The 14,426-nt window shown below is 70.1% G+C and carries 13 protein-coding genes and 1 pseudogene; 12 read left to right on the top strand and 2 right to left on the bottom strand.

Annotated elements, in window-relative coordinates; genetic code table 11:
* Positions 1–260 (top strand): AMP-binding enzyme (locus tag ACMUOO_RS13625; RefSeq protein ID WP_413855526.1); only part of this gene is annotated, 260 nt, incomplete at its 5' end.
* Between the two features lie 25 nt (positions 261–285).
* On the opposite strand, the gene ACMUOO_RS13620 is transcribed toward ACMUOO_RS13625, so the two are convergent.
* Positions 286–1,578, bottom strand: coding sequence for an NAD(P)/FAD-dependent oxidoreductase (locus tag ACMUOO_RS13620; protein ID WP_301918326.1), 1,293 nt, complete (start codon positions 1,576–1,578; stop codon positions 286–288).
* A gap of 202 nt (positions 1,579–1,780) precedes the next feature.
* On the opposite strand from ACMUOO_RS13620, the gene peaA reads away from it, so the two are divergent.
* From peaA to ACMUOO_RS13590, 6 genes are read left to right on the top strand one after another with little or no spacing between them, the layout of a single operon-like run.
* Positions 1,781–3,337, top strand: a complete 1,557-nt coding sequence (peaA, locus tag ACMUOO_RS13615) for a quinohemoprotein amine dehydrogenase subunit alpha (RefSeq protein WP_301918327.1) — start codon at positions 1,781–1,783, stop codon at positions 3,335–3,337.
* Positions 3,338–3,347: 10 nt separating this feature from the next.
* Positions 3,348–4,778: a quinohemoprotein amine dehydrogenase maturation protein gene (peaB, locus tag ACMUOO_RS13610; protein ID WP_301918328.1), complete on the top strand. Its 1,431-nt coding sequence runs from the start codon at positions 3,348–3,350 to the stop codon at positions 4,776–4,778.
* Positions 4,778–5,104, top strand: a complete 327-nt coding sequence (gene qhpC / locus ACMUOO_RS13605) for a quinohemoprotein amine dehydrogenase subunit gamma (protein ID WP_301918329.1) — start codon at positions 4,778–4,780, stop codon at positions 5,102–5,104. Before peaB ends, qhpC begins: the two co-directional genes overlap by 1 nt.
* Before the next feature lie 4 nt (positions 5,105–5,108).
* Positions 5,109–6,194, top strand: coding sequence for a quinohemoprotein amine dehydrogenase subunit beta (gene peaD / locus ACMUOO_RS13600; protein WP_301918330.1), 1,086 nt, complete (start codon positions 5,109–5,111; stop codon positions 6,192–6,194).
* 4 nt (positions 6,195–6,198) lie between these two features.
* The gene (locus ACMUOO_RS13595) at positions 6,199–6,855 is read left to right on the top strand and encodes a S8/S53 family peptidase (RefSeq protein ID WP_301918331.1); all 657 of its coding nucleotides are present in this window, start codon (positions 6,199–6,201) and stop codon (positions 6,853–6,855) included.
* Positions 6,852–8,567 carry an ABC transporter transmembrane domain-containing protein gene (locus ACMUOO_RS13590; RefSeq protein ID WP_301918332.1) on the top strand — a complete coding sequence of 572 codons (1,716 nt, stop codon included), beginning with the start codon at positions 6,852–6,854 and terminating at the stop codon, positions 8,565–8,567. Before ACMUOO_RS13595 ends, ACMUOO_RS13590 begins: the two co-directional genes overlap by 4 nt.
* Here the strand turns inward: ACMUOO_RS13590 and ACMUOO_RS13585 are convergent.
* Complete coding sequence (locus ACMUOO_RS13585) at positions 8,474–9,466, bottom strand: helix-turn-helix domain-containing protein (RefSeq protein WP_301918333.1); 993 nt, start codon at positions 9,464–9,466, stop codon at positions 8,474–8,476. The genes ACMUOO_RS13590 and ACMUOO_RS13585 overlap by 94 nt on opposite strands.
* 92 nt (positions 9,467–9,558) lie before the next feature.
* Between ACMUOO_RS13585 and ACMUOO_RS13580 the strand changes: the two genes are divergently transcribed.
* The 5 genes and pseudogenes from ACMUOO_RS13580 to ACMUOO_RS13560 form a co-directional block, all read left to right on the top strand.
* On the top strand, positions 9,559–10,278 hold the full coding sequence (locus tag ACMUOO_RS13580) for a cytochrome b/b6 domain-containing protein (protein WP_301918334.1): 720 nt from the start codon (positions 9,559–9,561) through the stop codon (positions 10,276–10,278).
* Positions 10,279–10,437: 159 nt separating this feature from the next.
* Positions 10,438–10,635: pseudogene (locus ACMUOO_RS13575) on the top strand (CbbX protein); the annotation flags it as partial.
* 120 nt (positions 10,636–10,755) lie between these two features.
* Positions 10,756–12,396: a S8 family serine peptidase gene (locus ACMUOO_RS13570; protein WP_301918335.1), complete on the top strand. Its 1,641-nt coding sequence runs from the start codon at positions 10,756–10,758 to the stop codon at positions 12,394–12,396.
* Positions 12,397–12,406: 10 nt separating this feature from the next.
* Positions 12,407–14,185 (top strand): trypsin-like serine peptidase, encoded by a 1,779-nt coding sequence (locus ACMUOO_RS13565; RefSeq protein WP_301918336.1) that lies wholly within the window; start codon positions 12,407–12,409, stop codon positions 14,183–14,185.
* Positions 14,182–14,426: hypothetical protein (locus ACMUOO_RS13560; protein WP_413855520.1), on the top strand; the 245-nt coding region annotated here is incomplete at its 3' end. The genes ACMUOO_RS13565 and ACMUOO_RS13560, both read left to right, overlap by 4 nt.

Raw genomic sequence — 14,426 nt, 5'->3', positions numbered from 1 at the left:
TTCTCGAACATCCGGCGGTGGCCGAAAGCGCGGTCATCGCCCGACCCGATCCCCTGCGCGGCGAGATTGTGGTGGCCTATGTGATCCTCGCCAAGGGACACCGTGCCAGCGACGCGCTCGCGCTCGAAATCCAGGAACACTGCAAGCGCGCGACGGCACCCTACAAGTATCCGCGTGAGATCGTCTTCGTGGAGACGCTGCCGAAGACGATCTCGGGCAAGATCCGCCGGGTGGAACTGCGCGCGAAGAAGGACGGCTGAGGGGCGGCCGGCCCCGTTCGGCGCGCTATCGTCGCGCCGGTGCGGCCTCCGGCGCGGAAGCGGCGAACCAGGTCGCGACGATCTCGCCCGCGCGGCCGAAGCGGGTGGCAAGCTGCTCGCGGCTCGCGCCCGCCTCCAGCGCCCGGTAGACGGCGGCGGCCGGCTGGCCCTCGACCCAGGCGACGCCCGCCGGGGCATGGGGCGTGATCAGCACCTCGGCCTCGCTCAGCCTTCCGTCCGCGACCACGATGCGACGGGCGATCCGCTCTCCTGAAGACCCGGCGTCAAGCGGCTGGCCGTCCGGGAAGGCCGCCCGGCGCGACCAGAAGGGCAGGTGGGCGCGCCCCGCTTCGTCGCGGATGAAGTCGCGGCCGAGCCGCGCCTGCCGCATGTAGAGCAGGTCGATCCGCTGGTTGAGGAAGCGAAGCGCAAGGTCGCGGCTTGCCGGGTCGTCGCGCCATTCCAGCGTGCGCCGCACCGCCGTGGCGGCAAGCGCCGACGATGTGGCGAAGAACATGCCATGCCCCGACAGCGGGTCCATGCCCGCGACCGCATCGCCGATGGCGATGACGTCGAGGCCGTCCGCGGGCAGCGGCAGGACCACCGAGGAGTCGCGGACAAGGGGCGCGCCAAGGATGCCGGTGACCTCGGGGAGCCGGTCGCCCGCCGCGTCCAGCGCCGCGCGGAGCCGGGCCAGCGGATCCCGCCCTTCGGGGTCGGCGGCGTCCTGTGTCAACTGCACCCAGCCGCGCCCGTCGCCAAGACTGGCCAGCCACAGCCAGCCGTCGTCGAGCGGCAGCACGAAGGCCGCGTGCCCGGCGCCGGGGTCGAGGTCGAGCGCTGCCGCGATGGCAACCGTCGCGGGCCCCCGCGCAGCGTTCGGCCGGCGGCCGAGCGCCTTCCGTCCGCGCGCGTCAAGCACCATACGGCCCGCGATCTCGGTGCCGTCCGCCAGCACGGCCCGCCCCGGAAGGGGCTGCGCCGTTGCCGTCACCACATGCGCCCCCGCGTCTTGTGCGGCGCGGCGCAGATGCCGGTCGAAGGCGGACCGCTCGACCACGGTCTCGACGTTCTGCCGGTGGATGGAACCGCCCCAGCGGCTGACGCGCGACAGCCGCATCGCCTTCATGGCGCGGGCATCGAAGAGGCCGACCTGTTCCAGCCAGTGCTGAAGGCGCGGGCCGATTCCCTCCAGCCGGAAGACCGGCGCGTCGGGGTCGATCAGCGCGACCCGGCGCCCGTCGCGCGCGGCGTGCCAGGCGGCAACAGCACCGGCCGGGCCGCCGCCAGTGATGACAAGATCGAAATGCCGGGCCATCGCGGCCTCCTCTTTCCTGCAAGCGCGCGTATCCTGCCGGAAGGATCGGCAATCCGGCGCATGTTAGTTGACATTTTCGGCCATTGTCCGCCGCCACGGAACTTTGTCCGGAAATGTCAACTATGACGGGGCGTCACCCGCTTCACTTCGTCGCATGTCCTGCGGCCCCCCGTGTCCGCCCAGCCAGAGGAAGCCCTGCGCGATGTCCCGCACCACCCTTGCCACATTGCTGACCACCGCCTTCATTCCGCTTGCCTCGGCCGGCCTTGCCGACACCGGCGAGGAAATCGTCGCGAACGTCTGCGGCGCCTGTCACCTGAAGGACGACAAGGGGCAGTTCTCGCGGATCGACAGCAGCCGCCGCACCCCCGAGGGGTGGGAGATGAACATCGTGCGGATGATGCGCAACTACGGCATCCGGCTCAGCGACGAGGATTTCGTCACCGTGCTGCGCTACCTTTCCGACACGCGCGGCCTCTCGATCGCGGAGACCGACGGGTTCCGCTACATCCTGGAACGCGAGCCGCTGGCAGACGACCACGGCCCCGACGACCTTATGACCCAGACCTGCGGGCGCTGCCATTCCTACGCCCGCGTCGCCCTGCAGCGGCGCACGCCGGAGGATTGGGAGAAGCTCCTGCACTTCCACCTCGGCCAGTTCCCGTCGCTGGAATACCAGGCGCTGGCGCGCGACCGCGACTGGTGGGGGATTGCCCAGGGCGATGTGCTGAAGGAGCTGACCACGCGCTACGTCCTCGGCGACCCGCCCGCGAAGGCCGATGCGGACCTGTCGGGCGAATGGCGCGTCGCCGGGCGGCAGCCGGGGCGCGGGGCCTATGACGGCACGCTGACGATCGAACGCGACGGCGACGGCTACAAGGTCACGCAGGTGCTGGCCTTCGTCGACGGCCAGAGCGAGACCGGCACCGGTTCGGCCTATCTCTACGGCGCCGGCGAATGGCGCGCCACCATGACCGCGGGCGATGCCGAACTGCACGAGGTGATGGCGCTGCGCGAGGACGGGTCAATGGACGGGCGCTGGTTCCACTCCGACCAGACGGCGCTCGGCGGCCGCATCCATGCGGTAAGGACGGATGCGCCGGCGCGGATACTCTCGGTGACGCCGGACCATATCCGCGCGGGCGAAACGGTCGAGATGCGGGTCTCCGGCGTCGGTCTCTCGGGCGACGTCGCGCTGCCGGCCGGCCTCACCGCCGAGACGGTCAGCAGCGATGCGACCGCGATCGTCCTGAACGTGACGGCGGCGGCCGACGCCGTGGCAGGGCGCGTCGCGGTCGGCGTGGGCGAGGCGACACTCGACGGGGCGGTCGGGGTCTATTCGGCGCTCGACCGGGTTTCGGTCGAGCCGGCGGTGACCTATTCGCGTATCGGCGACAATGGCGGACCGATCGCCAAGCAACCGGCGGTGTTCGATGCGATCGGCTGGCTGAACGGACCGGACGGGCAGCCGGAAACCGGAGATGACATCCGCATCGGCGCGGTTCCGGCGGAATGGGCGGTCGACAACTTCGATGCCGCCGCCGTCGCCGCCGAGGACACGAAGTTCGCCGGCCAGATCGGCCCCTCGGGGGTATTCGAGCCCGCCGGCGCCGGTCCCAACCCCGAACGGGTGATGAGCACCAACAACGCCGGCAACCTCAGCGTCATCGCCACGGTCAAGGACGGCGACCGCACGCTGGAGGGCAGGGGGCAGCTCTATGCGACGGTGCAGCGTTTCGTCGACACGCCGATCCGCTGAGGGGGGCATGATGGGATCGCTCACCTTCATCCGCCACAATGCACACCGCGTGGACGTGGACGACCACGCGATGCTGATGCATGTGCCGACGACCAGCCTGTTCGAGATGGACGAGGTTTCCCGCGCGGTCTACGAACTGTTCCGGCGGGCCGGCTCGGCCGATGCCGCGATGCTGCGGCGGGAACTCGGCGGCCGTTTCGCGCCGCAGGCGCTGACCGACTGCCTGCAAAGCCTGATCAGCCTCGACATCCTGCGCGACACGGATGCGCCGGAAACGCCGATCCGGGTGCAGAAGGTCGAGGACATTCCCCTGTCCACGATCATCCTGAATGTGAACACCGGCTGCAACCTCGCCTGCACCTACTGCTACAAGGAAGACCTGACGACACCCGCCAAGGGCGAGAAGATGGACTTCGCGACGGCGCGCGCGGCGATCGACCTGCTGATCGCGCAGGCGGCGTCGCGCGACCGGGTCAACGTCGTGTTCTTCGGTGGCGAGCCCCTGACCAACATGCCCCTGATACGGCAGGCGGTCGACTATGCCGAGGCCCGCGCGGCCGAGGCCGGCAAGACGGTCGACTTCTCGCTGACGACCAACGCCACGCTCCTGACCGAGGAGATCGCCGACTGGCTTGACGCCCATCGCTTCGGGCTGACCGTCAGCATGGACGGTCCCCGCGCGATGCACGACCGCAACCGCCGCACCGTGGGAGGGCGCGGCACCTACGACGTGGTCGCGGTCAAGGTGCGGATGCTTCTCGCGCGCTACCGCTCGCGCCCGGTCGGTGCCCGCGTGACGCTGACGGCCGGCGTCACCGACGTGCTGGCGATCCACGACCACCTGATCAACGATCTCGGTTTTGCCGAAGTGGGCTTCGGCCCGGCGACATCGGGGCCGATCGCGGTCTTCAACCTGCAGCCCGACATGCTGAAATCGGTGTTCGAGGACATGAAGACGCTGGGGCGGCGCTATGTCGACGCGGCGATCCGCGGCGAGAACATCGGGTTCTCCAACATGCACCAGCTTCTGACCGACATCGCGCAGGGGATGAAGAAGGCGGTGCCCTGCGGTGCCGGCCTCGGCCTTCTGGCCGTCGACAAGGACGGCGAGCTGCATCTCTGCCACCGGTTCGTCGGCTCCAGCCAGCCGACCTACGGCAATGTCACGACCGGGATCGACGTGCCGAAACTCGCGGCCTTTGTCGAAGGCGCGCAGGACCGCAGCGGCTTCGGCTGCAAGACCTGCCGGATCCGGTCGATCTGCGCCGGTGGCTGCTATCATGAAAGCTACGCGCGCCAGGGCGATCCCTTTGCCCCGGTCTATCACTACTGCGACCTGCTGCGTGACTGGGTGGACTTCGGCATCGAGGCCTATACCCGGATCATGCAGGCAAACCCGTCGTTTTTCCGTCGCCATCTTACGCCAAGGAGAGCCGCCTGATGAAACACCTGACCCCCGCGAACGCCAAGGCCGCGCAGTTTTCCGAAGCGGCCGCCGAAGGCAGGGAGGACGAAGTCGTCGCGATGAATTCGCTGGTCGGCTGCACGACCTCGTTCGATCCCGGATGGGAGGTCGATGCCTTCGGCGGCGTCGGCAACCTCTGCCAGCCGATGGAGGCCGACCTTTATGGCTGCGCCGACCCGTGCTGGTGGCCGGCCCAGGTCGCCGACACGATGAACACCTACCCCGGCTGGTCGAACGACGCGTCGGATGTCTACAACGACTGGCGCCAGCTCCAGTCCGTCTTCCCCAAGAGCAAGGTGTGATGCCATGACGATCCGTCGCAAGACATCCGCCGCGGCCGTTCTGGCGCTTGCCGCCGCTGCGCTGCCCGCCGCGGCAAAGGACTATCTTCTGGTGCCCGCGCGCCCCGACAAGCTGGTGATCGTCGATGCCGGGGCGATGGCCATCGACAAGGTGATCCAGCTCGACGGGGCGGGCCCCCTGCCGCAGCTTCCCGTCGTCAGCAAGGACGGCAGCCGCGCCTATGTGATGATGAACATGCTGGAAAGCATCGCCATCGTCGATCTCGTGAACGGCAAGACCCTCGGCCGGATCGAGATGAGCGGCGCGGAAGAGCGGGTGAAGGGAATGTTCGGCATGGACCTGTCGCCGGACGGCAAGACGCTGGTTGTCTATCAGAGCCCGGTGAAGATGCTGGCCGACGAATTCCAGGTGCAGCCGACGCGGCTTGCCTTCTATGACGCCGAGACGGGAGAGCTCAGGTCGACCGCCGAGGTGCCGCGGCAGATCACGCTGGTGGCATGGTCGGAGGACGGCAGCCGGATCTACGGCATGGGGCGCAAGATGTATGTGTTCGACGCCACCGGCAAGCAGATCGAGGAAAAGCCGATCCACGGCTGGCAGACCGAGACCTATGCCCAGCCCGACGTGCTCGACGTCTGGTCGCAGTTCGAACAGTCGGGCGTCATCACCACGCCGTTCTATACCGTCCGGCTCGACCTGCCGGCCGATGATCCGACGATCTACCGCACCGGCATCCTGACGCAGGATCTCGAGACCGGCGAGATGAAGATGCAGGAGGTGGAGCCGACCGACATCTTCTACTTCTCGACCGCCGCCAGCCCGACCGACAAGAACCGCATCTTCGGGGCCTACAATTTTCTTTCAAGCTTCGACATGGCCGAGGGAAAGCCCCTCAAGCGCGTGCCGCTGCCGCACAGCTACTATTCGGTCAACGTCTCGTCCGACGGCAAGACGGTGTACCTGGGCGGGGCGATGTCGGACGTGTCGGCCTATGACGCCGAGACGCTGGAGAAGAAGGGCGAGGTGCAGATGCCCGACGGGGCCGCGATCTCGCTCGCGTCGATCCGGATGTTCCAGCGTCAGGATTAAGCGAATGGCGCGCGCGCCCCTGATCGGCATCGTGGACAGCGGCGGTCCCGCCGACCAGATGGCGGGAGCGCGCGCCTTCGACGTGGGGCGCGACGGCCCGGCCCGGCCGGACCGGCTCGGCCACGGCACCGCGGTCGCCGCGGTGCTGCGCCGTGCCGCGCCGGACGCGGCGCTGCGGCACGCGCAGGTCTTCGACGACACGCCGGTGACCAGCGCGGACCGCGTGGCGCGGGCGGTGCTGTGGCTGGCCGGGGAGGCGGACATCCTTCTCCTCAGCCTCGGCCTCGCGGCTGACCGCAAGGTGTTGCGCGCGGCCTGCGAGACGGCGCTTGCCGCGGGCAGGTGCGTCGTGGCCGCGTCGCCCGCGCGCGGCGCGGTATCCTTCCCCGCGGCCTATCCCGGCGTCGTCGCCGCCACCGGGGACGCCCGCTGCGACTGGGAGACGCTGTCGCTGCTGCCAGGCGGCGTGATCGGCGCCTGGTGCGCCTCGCCCGAGCGCGGCGGCGCCGGCATGGGCGGGGCGAGCCTCGCCGCCGCGCGGGTGGCGGGCCAACTGGCGGCCGCCTTCCCCGCGGGGCAGGCCGACCCGGCCGTGTGGCTTGCCGGGCGCTGCCGCATCTTCGGGCCGGAACGGCGGCTTGCTCCGGCCGGGACGGCATGATCATGCGCGACCGGGCGGCAACCCTCATGGTCAGAAGCCTGCTCGGCAGGGGGGCGGAGTTCTGGCTGGCGCCGGTCATGGCGCGGGCCCTGCCGGGGATCGGCCTCGTGCTGACAACTTCGCTCCTCGCGGCCCTGCTCGGCCTCGTGCCGCCCTGGCTGACGAAGCTCCTGATCGACCGGGGCCTGATCGCGCAGGACTGGGACGCGGCCCGGTACTACGTGGCGCTGGTCTTTCTGGCGGGCCTGGTGATCCTTGCCGCATCGGTTGGCAACAACCTTCTGCATCTGCATTTCTCGGCGCGGATGCTGACCGATCTGCGCGCCCGTATGCTGGATGCAGCCCTGCACCGCCGGGTGGACCGTCCAGCCCTGACGGTGGGCGAGGCGCTGTCGCGCATCGACGGCGACACGGCGGAAATCCAGCGCTTCGCCTTCGACACGATGCTGGCGATGGCGTCGTCGGTCTTCCGCCTCGCCGGCGGCACTGTCATGCTCTTCGTGCTGGACTGGCGGCTCGCGCTCATCCCGGTGGCGGCGGCGCCGGTCAACCTCACCTTCCTCGCCTGGGCGCGGCCGCGCAGCCGGCTGCGGGCCGACGACCTGCGCGCCTCGCGCGGGGACATTGCCGCCCACCTGGTCGAAGGCTTCGCCGGGCTGCCCACGCTCAGGACGCTGGCCGCGCAGGGCCTCAGGGTGCGGGATTTTTCGCCTCTGCAGACGCGGCAGGTGCATCTGCTGATGCGGCAGCGGAGCTGGGCGGAGTTCGTGGGCTTCGTCCCGCAGATCACCGGCGCGCTCGTGCGGGCCGCGATCCTTCTCGGCGGCGGTTGGCTGATCATCCGGGGGGAATGGCAGATCGGTTCGCTGATCGCCTTTCTCAGCTATGTCGGCATGATGGTCGCGCCGTTGCAGAACCTGCTCGGGCTCTACCATGCGCAGGCGGTGGCGCAGGTGGCGCTGGCCCGGCTGAACGACCTGGCCGATCCCGCCGCCGACGAACGCGGCGGCCGCGCGCCGGCCGCCGGTCCCGGGGCGCTGCGGCTGGTGAATGCGCGCGGCCTTGCGGCGCAGCACGCGCCGGTCGATCTGGCGGTCGCAGCCGGCAGCCTCGTGCTCATCGACGGGCCATCAGGCGCCGGCAAGTCCACGCTGGCCGCGCTTCTGGCACGGATGGCGCCACCGGCGCCGGGAACCCAGGTCTTTCTCGACGGCGAGAATGTCGCGGGGCTCGATCCCGCCGCGCTCCGCCGCGCGGTGGCCATCGTGCCGCAGGCGGTCGCGCTCTTCCGGGGCACGGTGTCCCAGAACCTGCGCCTCGCCGACCCCGAGGCGACCGGCGACCGCATCCGGGACGCCCTAGCGCTCGTTTCGGCCCCGGTCGATCCCGAGGACGCGATCGAGGAGGCCGGGCGCAACCTGTCGGGCGGAGAGCGCCAGCGCCTCGCGCTGGCCCGTGCGCTGTTGTTGCCGTTCCGGGTTCTGGTGCTCGATGAATGTCTGTCGGAGGTGGACGGACCCACTGCCCGCGGCATCCTGGCGGCGATCCGGGGTCGATTTCCGAAGCGGACGATCATCGTCATCGCCCACGCAGGCCCGGCGCGCGACCTGCCCTTCGATCATGTCCTGCCGCTGGCGCCCGGCAGTCCCTTGCGCAGCGCGCCCGGCGGGACGCCGCGCCAGCGCGAGAACGCGCGGGAAAACGCCGTATGATCCGAATAGCCCAATCGCATCGCGATCTCGACGATGGGCATATCCGTCCGGGTCAGCAGCGCCTCCCCGATGCTGCACCGGCAGGTCTCGCCCAGTTCGTGAAACGAGGTTCCCTCGGCCTCGAGCCTGCGGCGCAGCGTCCGGCGCGACATTGCCAGATCGCGGGCGATCGAATCCTGGTCCGCCGCGCCCTGTCCCGTCCGGTCCAGCAAGAGGTCGCGGACGCGGTCGGACACCGGCTGCTGAGCCCGCAACGTGGTCAGATGGCGCTTGAGCACCTGCAGGCAGTCGTGGAAGTCGCCGCCGGCCCCGGGGGCGGCGGCGGGAAGGGCGGCGTCGAGGAGGCGCGCCGGGAACGTCAGGCAGTTGTCGTCTCCGTGGCGGACCGGGCGCCGCAGGCGCGTCTCGATGCCGCGGCTCGATCCTGTTTCCGGACCCTCGAACTGCACGGTGATCGCCCGCCCGGCGTCGGGGGCATACCGCCTGACGGTGCTTGCGACGATCCCAAGCGTCAGTTCGGCATCCGCGCGCCGCGGCCAGATGTTCTCGTCGAGGATGCGGTAGCGCAGATGGACATGATCCTCGTCCTGCTCCAGGCGGATCGAGGTGGCGGACTGCACCGTCCCGAAATAGGTCACGAAGCAGCGCAGCGCCGTCCCCAGCGTCGGCGCGACGGCCATCGCGGCGCCGATGGTTCCCAGATGCAGGAGGCTGAGCGACTCGCCCGCGCGCCAGACGGCCGCGCCGTCGCCCGCGGCAAAGGCCGCGAGCCGTTCGAGGCTGGCGACGAACGAGCGCAGCGGCAACGTCCCGTAGTCTTTGCTCTCGCCACTCGGCGCCCCGAGAACTGCCAGTTCAACGGCGGCCAAGGGCCCCGAGATGATCCAAGGACCGCGCATGTCAGAACTCCCCCGGTAGAAGGCTACGTCCGCGTTTGTCGAGATGTCAATCTGCCGCAACGTGCAGGGTTGGCGGCAGCCGGGGGGGGGGCGTGACCGGGGCGGGCGGAATCTCGCGGCCCGAGGATGTGGGCAAGCATGCGCGGCGCCCGGCGCAGGTGCCGTCGATCGGGGGCGGCCTGTCGCGCAGCCGCTACATCTTCATCGCCCGCGTCCTGCACTGGGTTCTTTCGATCGGGATGATCGCCGAGATCATCCTGGGGCTCTACAGCGACGGGCTTCCCTACGGCGCGGGGCAGGCGGCGGCGCGGGTGACCTTCCTCTACTCGATCCACAAGACGGCGGGTGTGGCGCTGCTGGCCATCGCCATCGCCTTCGCGATCTGGCTGCAGGTGGGACCGAGACGGGCCAGACCCGACGCCCGCATCGCCTGGGATCACGCGCTTGGACGGCTCGTCTACTGGGGCCTGTTCGTGGGCATGCTGGCGATCCCGATTACCGGCCCGATCCTGCACGGGAACGGCCCCAGCTGGGGATACGCGCCGATCCTGTGGCCGTGGCGCGACCGGATCCCGGGTGTGCCCGATGCCTTCGCCTCCGACAGGCTGGTCAGCGCGTTCCACGTCCAGTCGTGGTGGCTGTTCGCCGGGCTGAGCATCGTTCACGTGGTTCTCTGGTTCCGGCGCCGCCGCCTCCGCCGGCCCGGCGCCGCGCCGCGCCCCGCTGCCATCACCGTCAGCACGTCCCTGCTGCACTTCGCGCCGCTGGGTGGCGTGCTGATGTGGCTGGCTGTCGTGGCGCTCGTCGCCTGATCGCGAAGGCGAACCGGCCCGGAGTTCCGCCCGGCCCAGTGATGGGAACGGGCAAGATGCCGGGACGGCGTTGGAAGGAGAAGCCGGCGTCAAGGACAGTGTGCTCTGACCCCCGATAACTCCTTCATCCGATTCTAGAGTCCGGCCCAGAAAGCGGGAAGCAGGTCAGCGCACCACATCGAATTCCCCGACTACACCGATGCCGAACTCGGGAAGATCGCCGGGACGATGCTTGCGGGCCAGAACTGCAAGCTCGACGCAGGCGGCCGGAAGGCGCTGGAGGACCACATCGCTCCCCGTCGCAAGCAGCCGCACTTCGCCAGTGCCCGCTCGATCCGCAACGCGCTTGACCGCGCGGCGGAAGCCGCCCGACCGGCTGCATGAGAGATCGTTCGCCTTCCGATTGAGAATCGGCACGGTTTTCGGCTATAATTTCTTTGTTTGATTTCGATTGTTCTTTCCTGAGAGGCCATTGCCATGCGCGAGGATTTTCCCGCCCTGCGCGACCTGCCGCGCGAAGAGGGTGACGAACCCGTCGTAATCGAGCTTGTGTTTTCCGAGGATTTGTCGCCCGGCGTGGTCGAAGAGCGCGTCCGCGCCGTCGTGCCGGATGCGGCGCTGGATGTGGAGACCGCCTTCGGCGGCCAGCGGGACCGTTTCCACTTCGTGACTTTCCCCGACATCCGTTCACGCGGGCAGGAGCCGGAAGTCTTCGCCTTCGCGCGGGCGCTGCGGCCGGAGGTCGGTGCGACCGATGCCAACCCCGTCCTGACCGACAGTCTCTATGGCGCTGTGGCCATCGGTGCCGGTCCCACTGTCGAAAGCGCGATTTTCTCCTGCGAGACGCCACGGCAGGATTTCATGCCCAAGGGCTGGGTGCATCCGGTGATCAGGACGCCGGTCGCCTGGGGCATTACGCGCGGAAGCGGGGCGACCGTGGCGGTGATCGACACCGGCTATTCGACGCATCAGGAACTTGCCGGGGTCATCCGGCCGAACGGGCAGCTCAACCTCGTCGAGGGGGGAACGGACGCATCCGACCGCTTCAGCCAGGGCTTTCTGCGTCATCCGGGGCACGGGACGCTCGTCTGCTCCGTCGTGGCGAGCCGCGGCGATGCCTCGGGCGCGGGCGACGTGACCGGTCCGGGCGAGATCACCGGAGCCGCGCCCGAGGCGACGATCCTGCCGATCCGGGCGATCAAGTCGGTGATCAGCTTCAGCCAGAAGACCATTCCCGCGGCGATTGCGCATGCGGTGACGGAAGGTGCGGATGTAATCGCGATGGCGCTCGGCGGGCCGACACGGGTGAGTTCGACCGAAAAGGCCCTGCGCGACGCCACCCGCGAGGGGCTGGTGATCTGCTGCGCCGCGGGCAACTGCTGGCCGGCGGTGGTGTTTCCTGCCGCCTATGCTGCGAACGGGCTTTGCACCGCCGTCGCGGCACTGACGCGCGACCTCACGCCCTGGGCCAAGACCGGGCGGGGGCCGGAGGTGACCATCGCGGCGCCGGGTGAGAACGTGTGGGGCGCGGCCAAGAACAAGGCGACCGACCCGGACGACCGAACCAAGGCGGCGCAGGGCACAACGCTCGCCACCTCTCTGACCTCGGGTGTGGCGGCGCTCTGGGTCGCGAAGCACGGCGGCCGGGCCGCGCTGAAGGCCAAAGCGGTGGCCGCGGGCACAACGGTACAGTCGATGTTCGTCCACTGCCTGACGGCAGGCGTGACGAAGCCGCCGGTCTGGAACGGCGCCAGCAACCTCGGGGCGGGCGTTCTCGACGCCGCCCGGGCGCTGTCCAACCCCTTGCCGGCGGCGCCGACCGGAACCGAAGCCGCGGCCACGGGGGCTCTGCCGCCCGCCGGTGTCGCCCCGACGTCGCAGATCCTCGCCATCCACCTCGCGAACCACGCGCCCGAGGCGCTCGACGAATACGGGCCCGACATGGCGGACTATGCGGCAGAGCTTCTGTGGCTGAGCTACCGGGGCGGCGCGAAGGCGCGGGCCGCGCGCGAAGGCGGGGCAGAGGCCGCCGCGCTTCAGCCCGACCGGCCGAGCGCGGAACTGGCGGCGGCGCTCGCCGTCCGGCCGAAGCTCCGCGCCGCGCTCGCCGCCGAATAGGCGCAAGGCCTTGTCCGGGTCACTCACCGCGAAGGCGCTGGCACCGGTGATCGCCGAGGCGCCGGCGCTCGTGCACGAGGCGCTGCAGACGCTGTACGATCCGCGCGAGGACCCGCTCGACCTCGACGCGGTTGCCGTGGCGGCGCGGGGGGTCGGCCGGACGACGGCCGCGATGCTGGCGATGATCCTCAACGAAGACGGCCTGTCCGAAGCCTTTGTCGCCTTCCTCGCCGCTCATGCCCGGCCGCTGGACCGTCCCGCCTTCGCCGCCACGGTCGCCCGGCTGAAGGCCGAATCCGACGCGGCCCTTGGCGGGCTCGTCGGGATCTCCTTCGACGAGGAGAAGCTCGCCGCCTTCGCGCTGAGGTCGCAGAGCTTCCGCTGCCGGATCCGTGTGAACGGCAAGGTCACAGGCAGCGGCGCGCTGGTCTCGCCGCGACTGGTCCTGACGGCCGAACATGTGATTGCCACCGCAAATGGGATGGTGCCGAAGCTGGAGGTCGAGGGGCCCGACGATCGGCGCTATCCGGCGACGGTCGCGCTCGCGGTGCCGCCGCACGAGTCCGAGGTGACGGGCGGCCTGCCGCCGGCCGAGGCCGCCGCGGCGCACAGTGATGTGGCGCTCCTCCGGCTCGACGTGCCGCTGGGGCGGCGCTACGCACAGGTCGATCTGCCGCCTGCGCCAGTGCCCTGCGCCGGCAAGTCCGCCTTCGTCCTCGTGCATTTTCCGGGTGGCAAGGCTTCGGGCATCTCGTTCGGGGAAGTCGACCGGAGCGCTGCCGGCGCCCTGCGGCAGGCGCATACGGCGAAGGCCGCGAACGGGTCGTCAGGGGGGCCGGGATTCGACGCGGAGTTCCGCTTTCTCGGCCTGCACCAGGGCCGGCTCGGCAAGGTGAAGCGCATCGTGCCCTTCGAGCAGTTCTGCGCCAATGCGGATTTCCGCGCACGCATCGAAGGCGACCGGCAGATGCGCTACCTCTGGTCGCTGGACGGCTCGCCCGAGGGGCATCTCGTGATCGGACGCCAGACCTTCTTCGACGCGCTTGCCACGATCGCGGCCGGCGAAGCCCCGGCCCTGCGCGGAATCTGGGTGCGCCGCAAGTCCATCGCCGAGAGTGCGGGCCTCGCCTTCAGTCACGACCTTCTGAGCGCGTTTCTCGACGCCAGCGCCCACCGGATCGTTCGTTTGCCGACCGCGATCGAAGTGGGTGACGTGGTGGCCCGGCTGCATGCCGAGGTCTTCGCCGCGCCGCCCCCCGGCGCTGCGCCGGGCGTGCGGCTCGACGAAACGACGCGCGTCGCCCACGACGAGGACCGCGCCCGCACGCTGGCCGACGCGATCCAGGCGCAGGCCGTCGCCGAGGGGCGCACCATCTGGATCTTCGTCGAGAATCCGCCGGCGGGTCTGCTGCAGGACGCACAGGTCCAGTTCGAACACCTCGTGGCCGAACTGCTCGTGCGCCCGTCCGTCCGCCTCGTCCTCGCCGGGTTCGAGACCTGCGTCCTCGCCGAGACGGTCTACGAGACGGTGGGCGAGGCGCGCACCGGGACGCTGCCGGGGCTTCTCGCCGAGTACATCGGCGAATTCACCGAGGCGGATGTGCGGATGACCGCGGCCGAGATGGCCCGCGCAATGGGATACGACTGGGGCGCTGCGGTGCTCGCCCGGATCGTTCGGCTGGCGCTGGCGGGCTTGCCGGCCCAAGGCGGGTACTACCCGGTCACACACCTGGGATCCGTGGCGGACCGTTTGAGAGCCGAGGCGCGGCGCGAGGAGGGAGGGGGATGAAGCGGGCGGCGGGTGATCTCGATGCACTGGTCGCGGCGGCGCGCAGCTTCGCTGCGGTGCAGGATTCATTTGCACCCGAGGCGGCGCTGGCCGCCGCCATGGGCCCGCGTGCAGGGCAGGAGCCGGTCGTGGCCGCGCGGGTGCTCTCGGCGCTCCGGCAGGATTGCACGGTGGAGGCCGGGAAGACTGAACGCTGGTTGATGCGCCCGGCGGCGCGACGGAAGATTCTCGCGGGCGATGT

Origin of the sequence: Albidovulum sp., assembly GCF_041919395.1 — a bacterium.
Taxonomy (GTDB): Bacteria; Pseudomonadota; Alphaproteobacteria; order Rhodobacterales; family Rhodobacteraceae; genus Albidovulum.
Note: the sequence above shows the minus strand (reverse complement) of the source record. Positions and strands in the feature narration are given on the sequence as shown.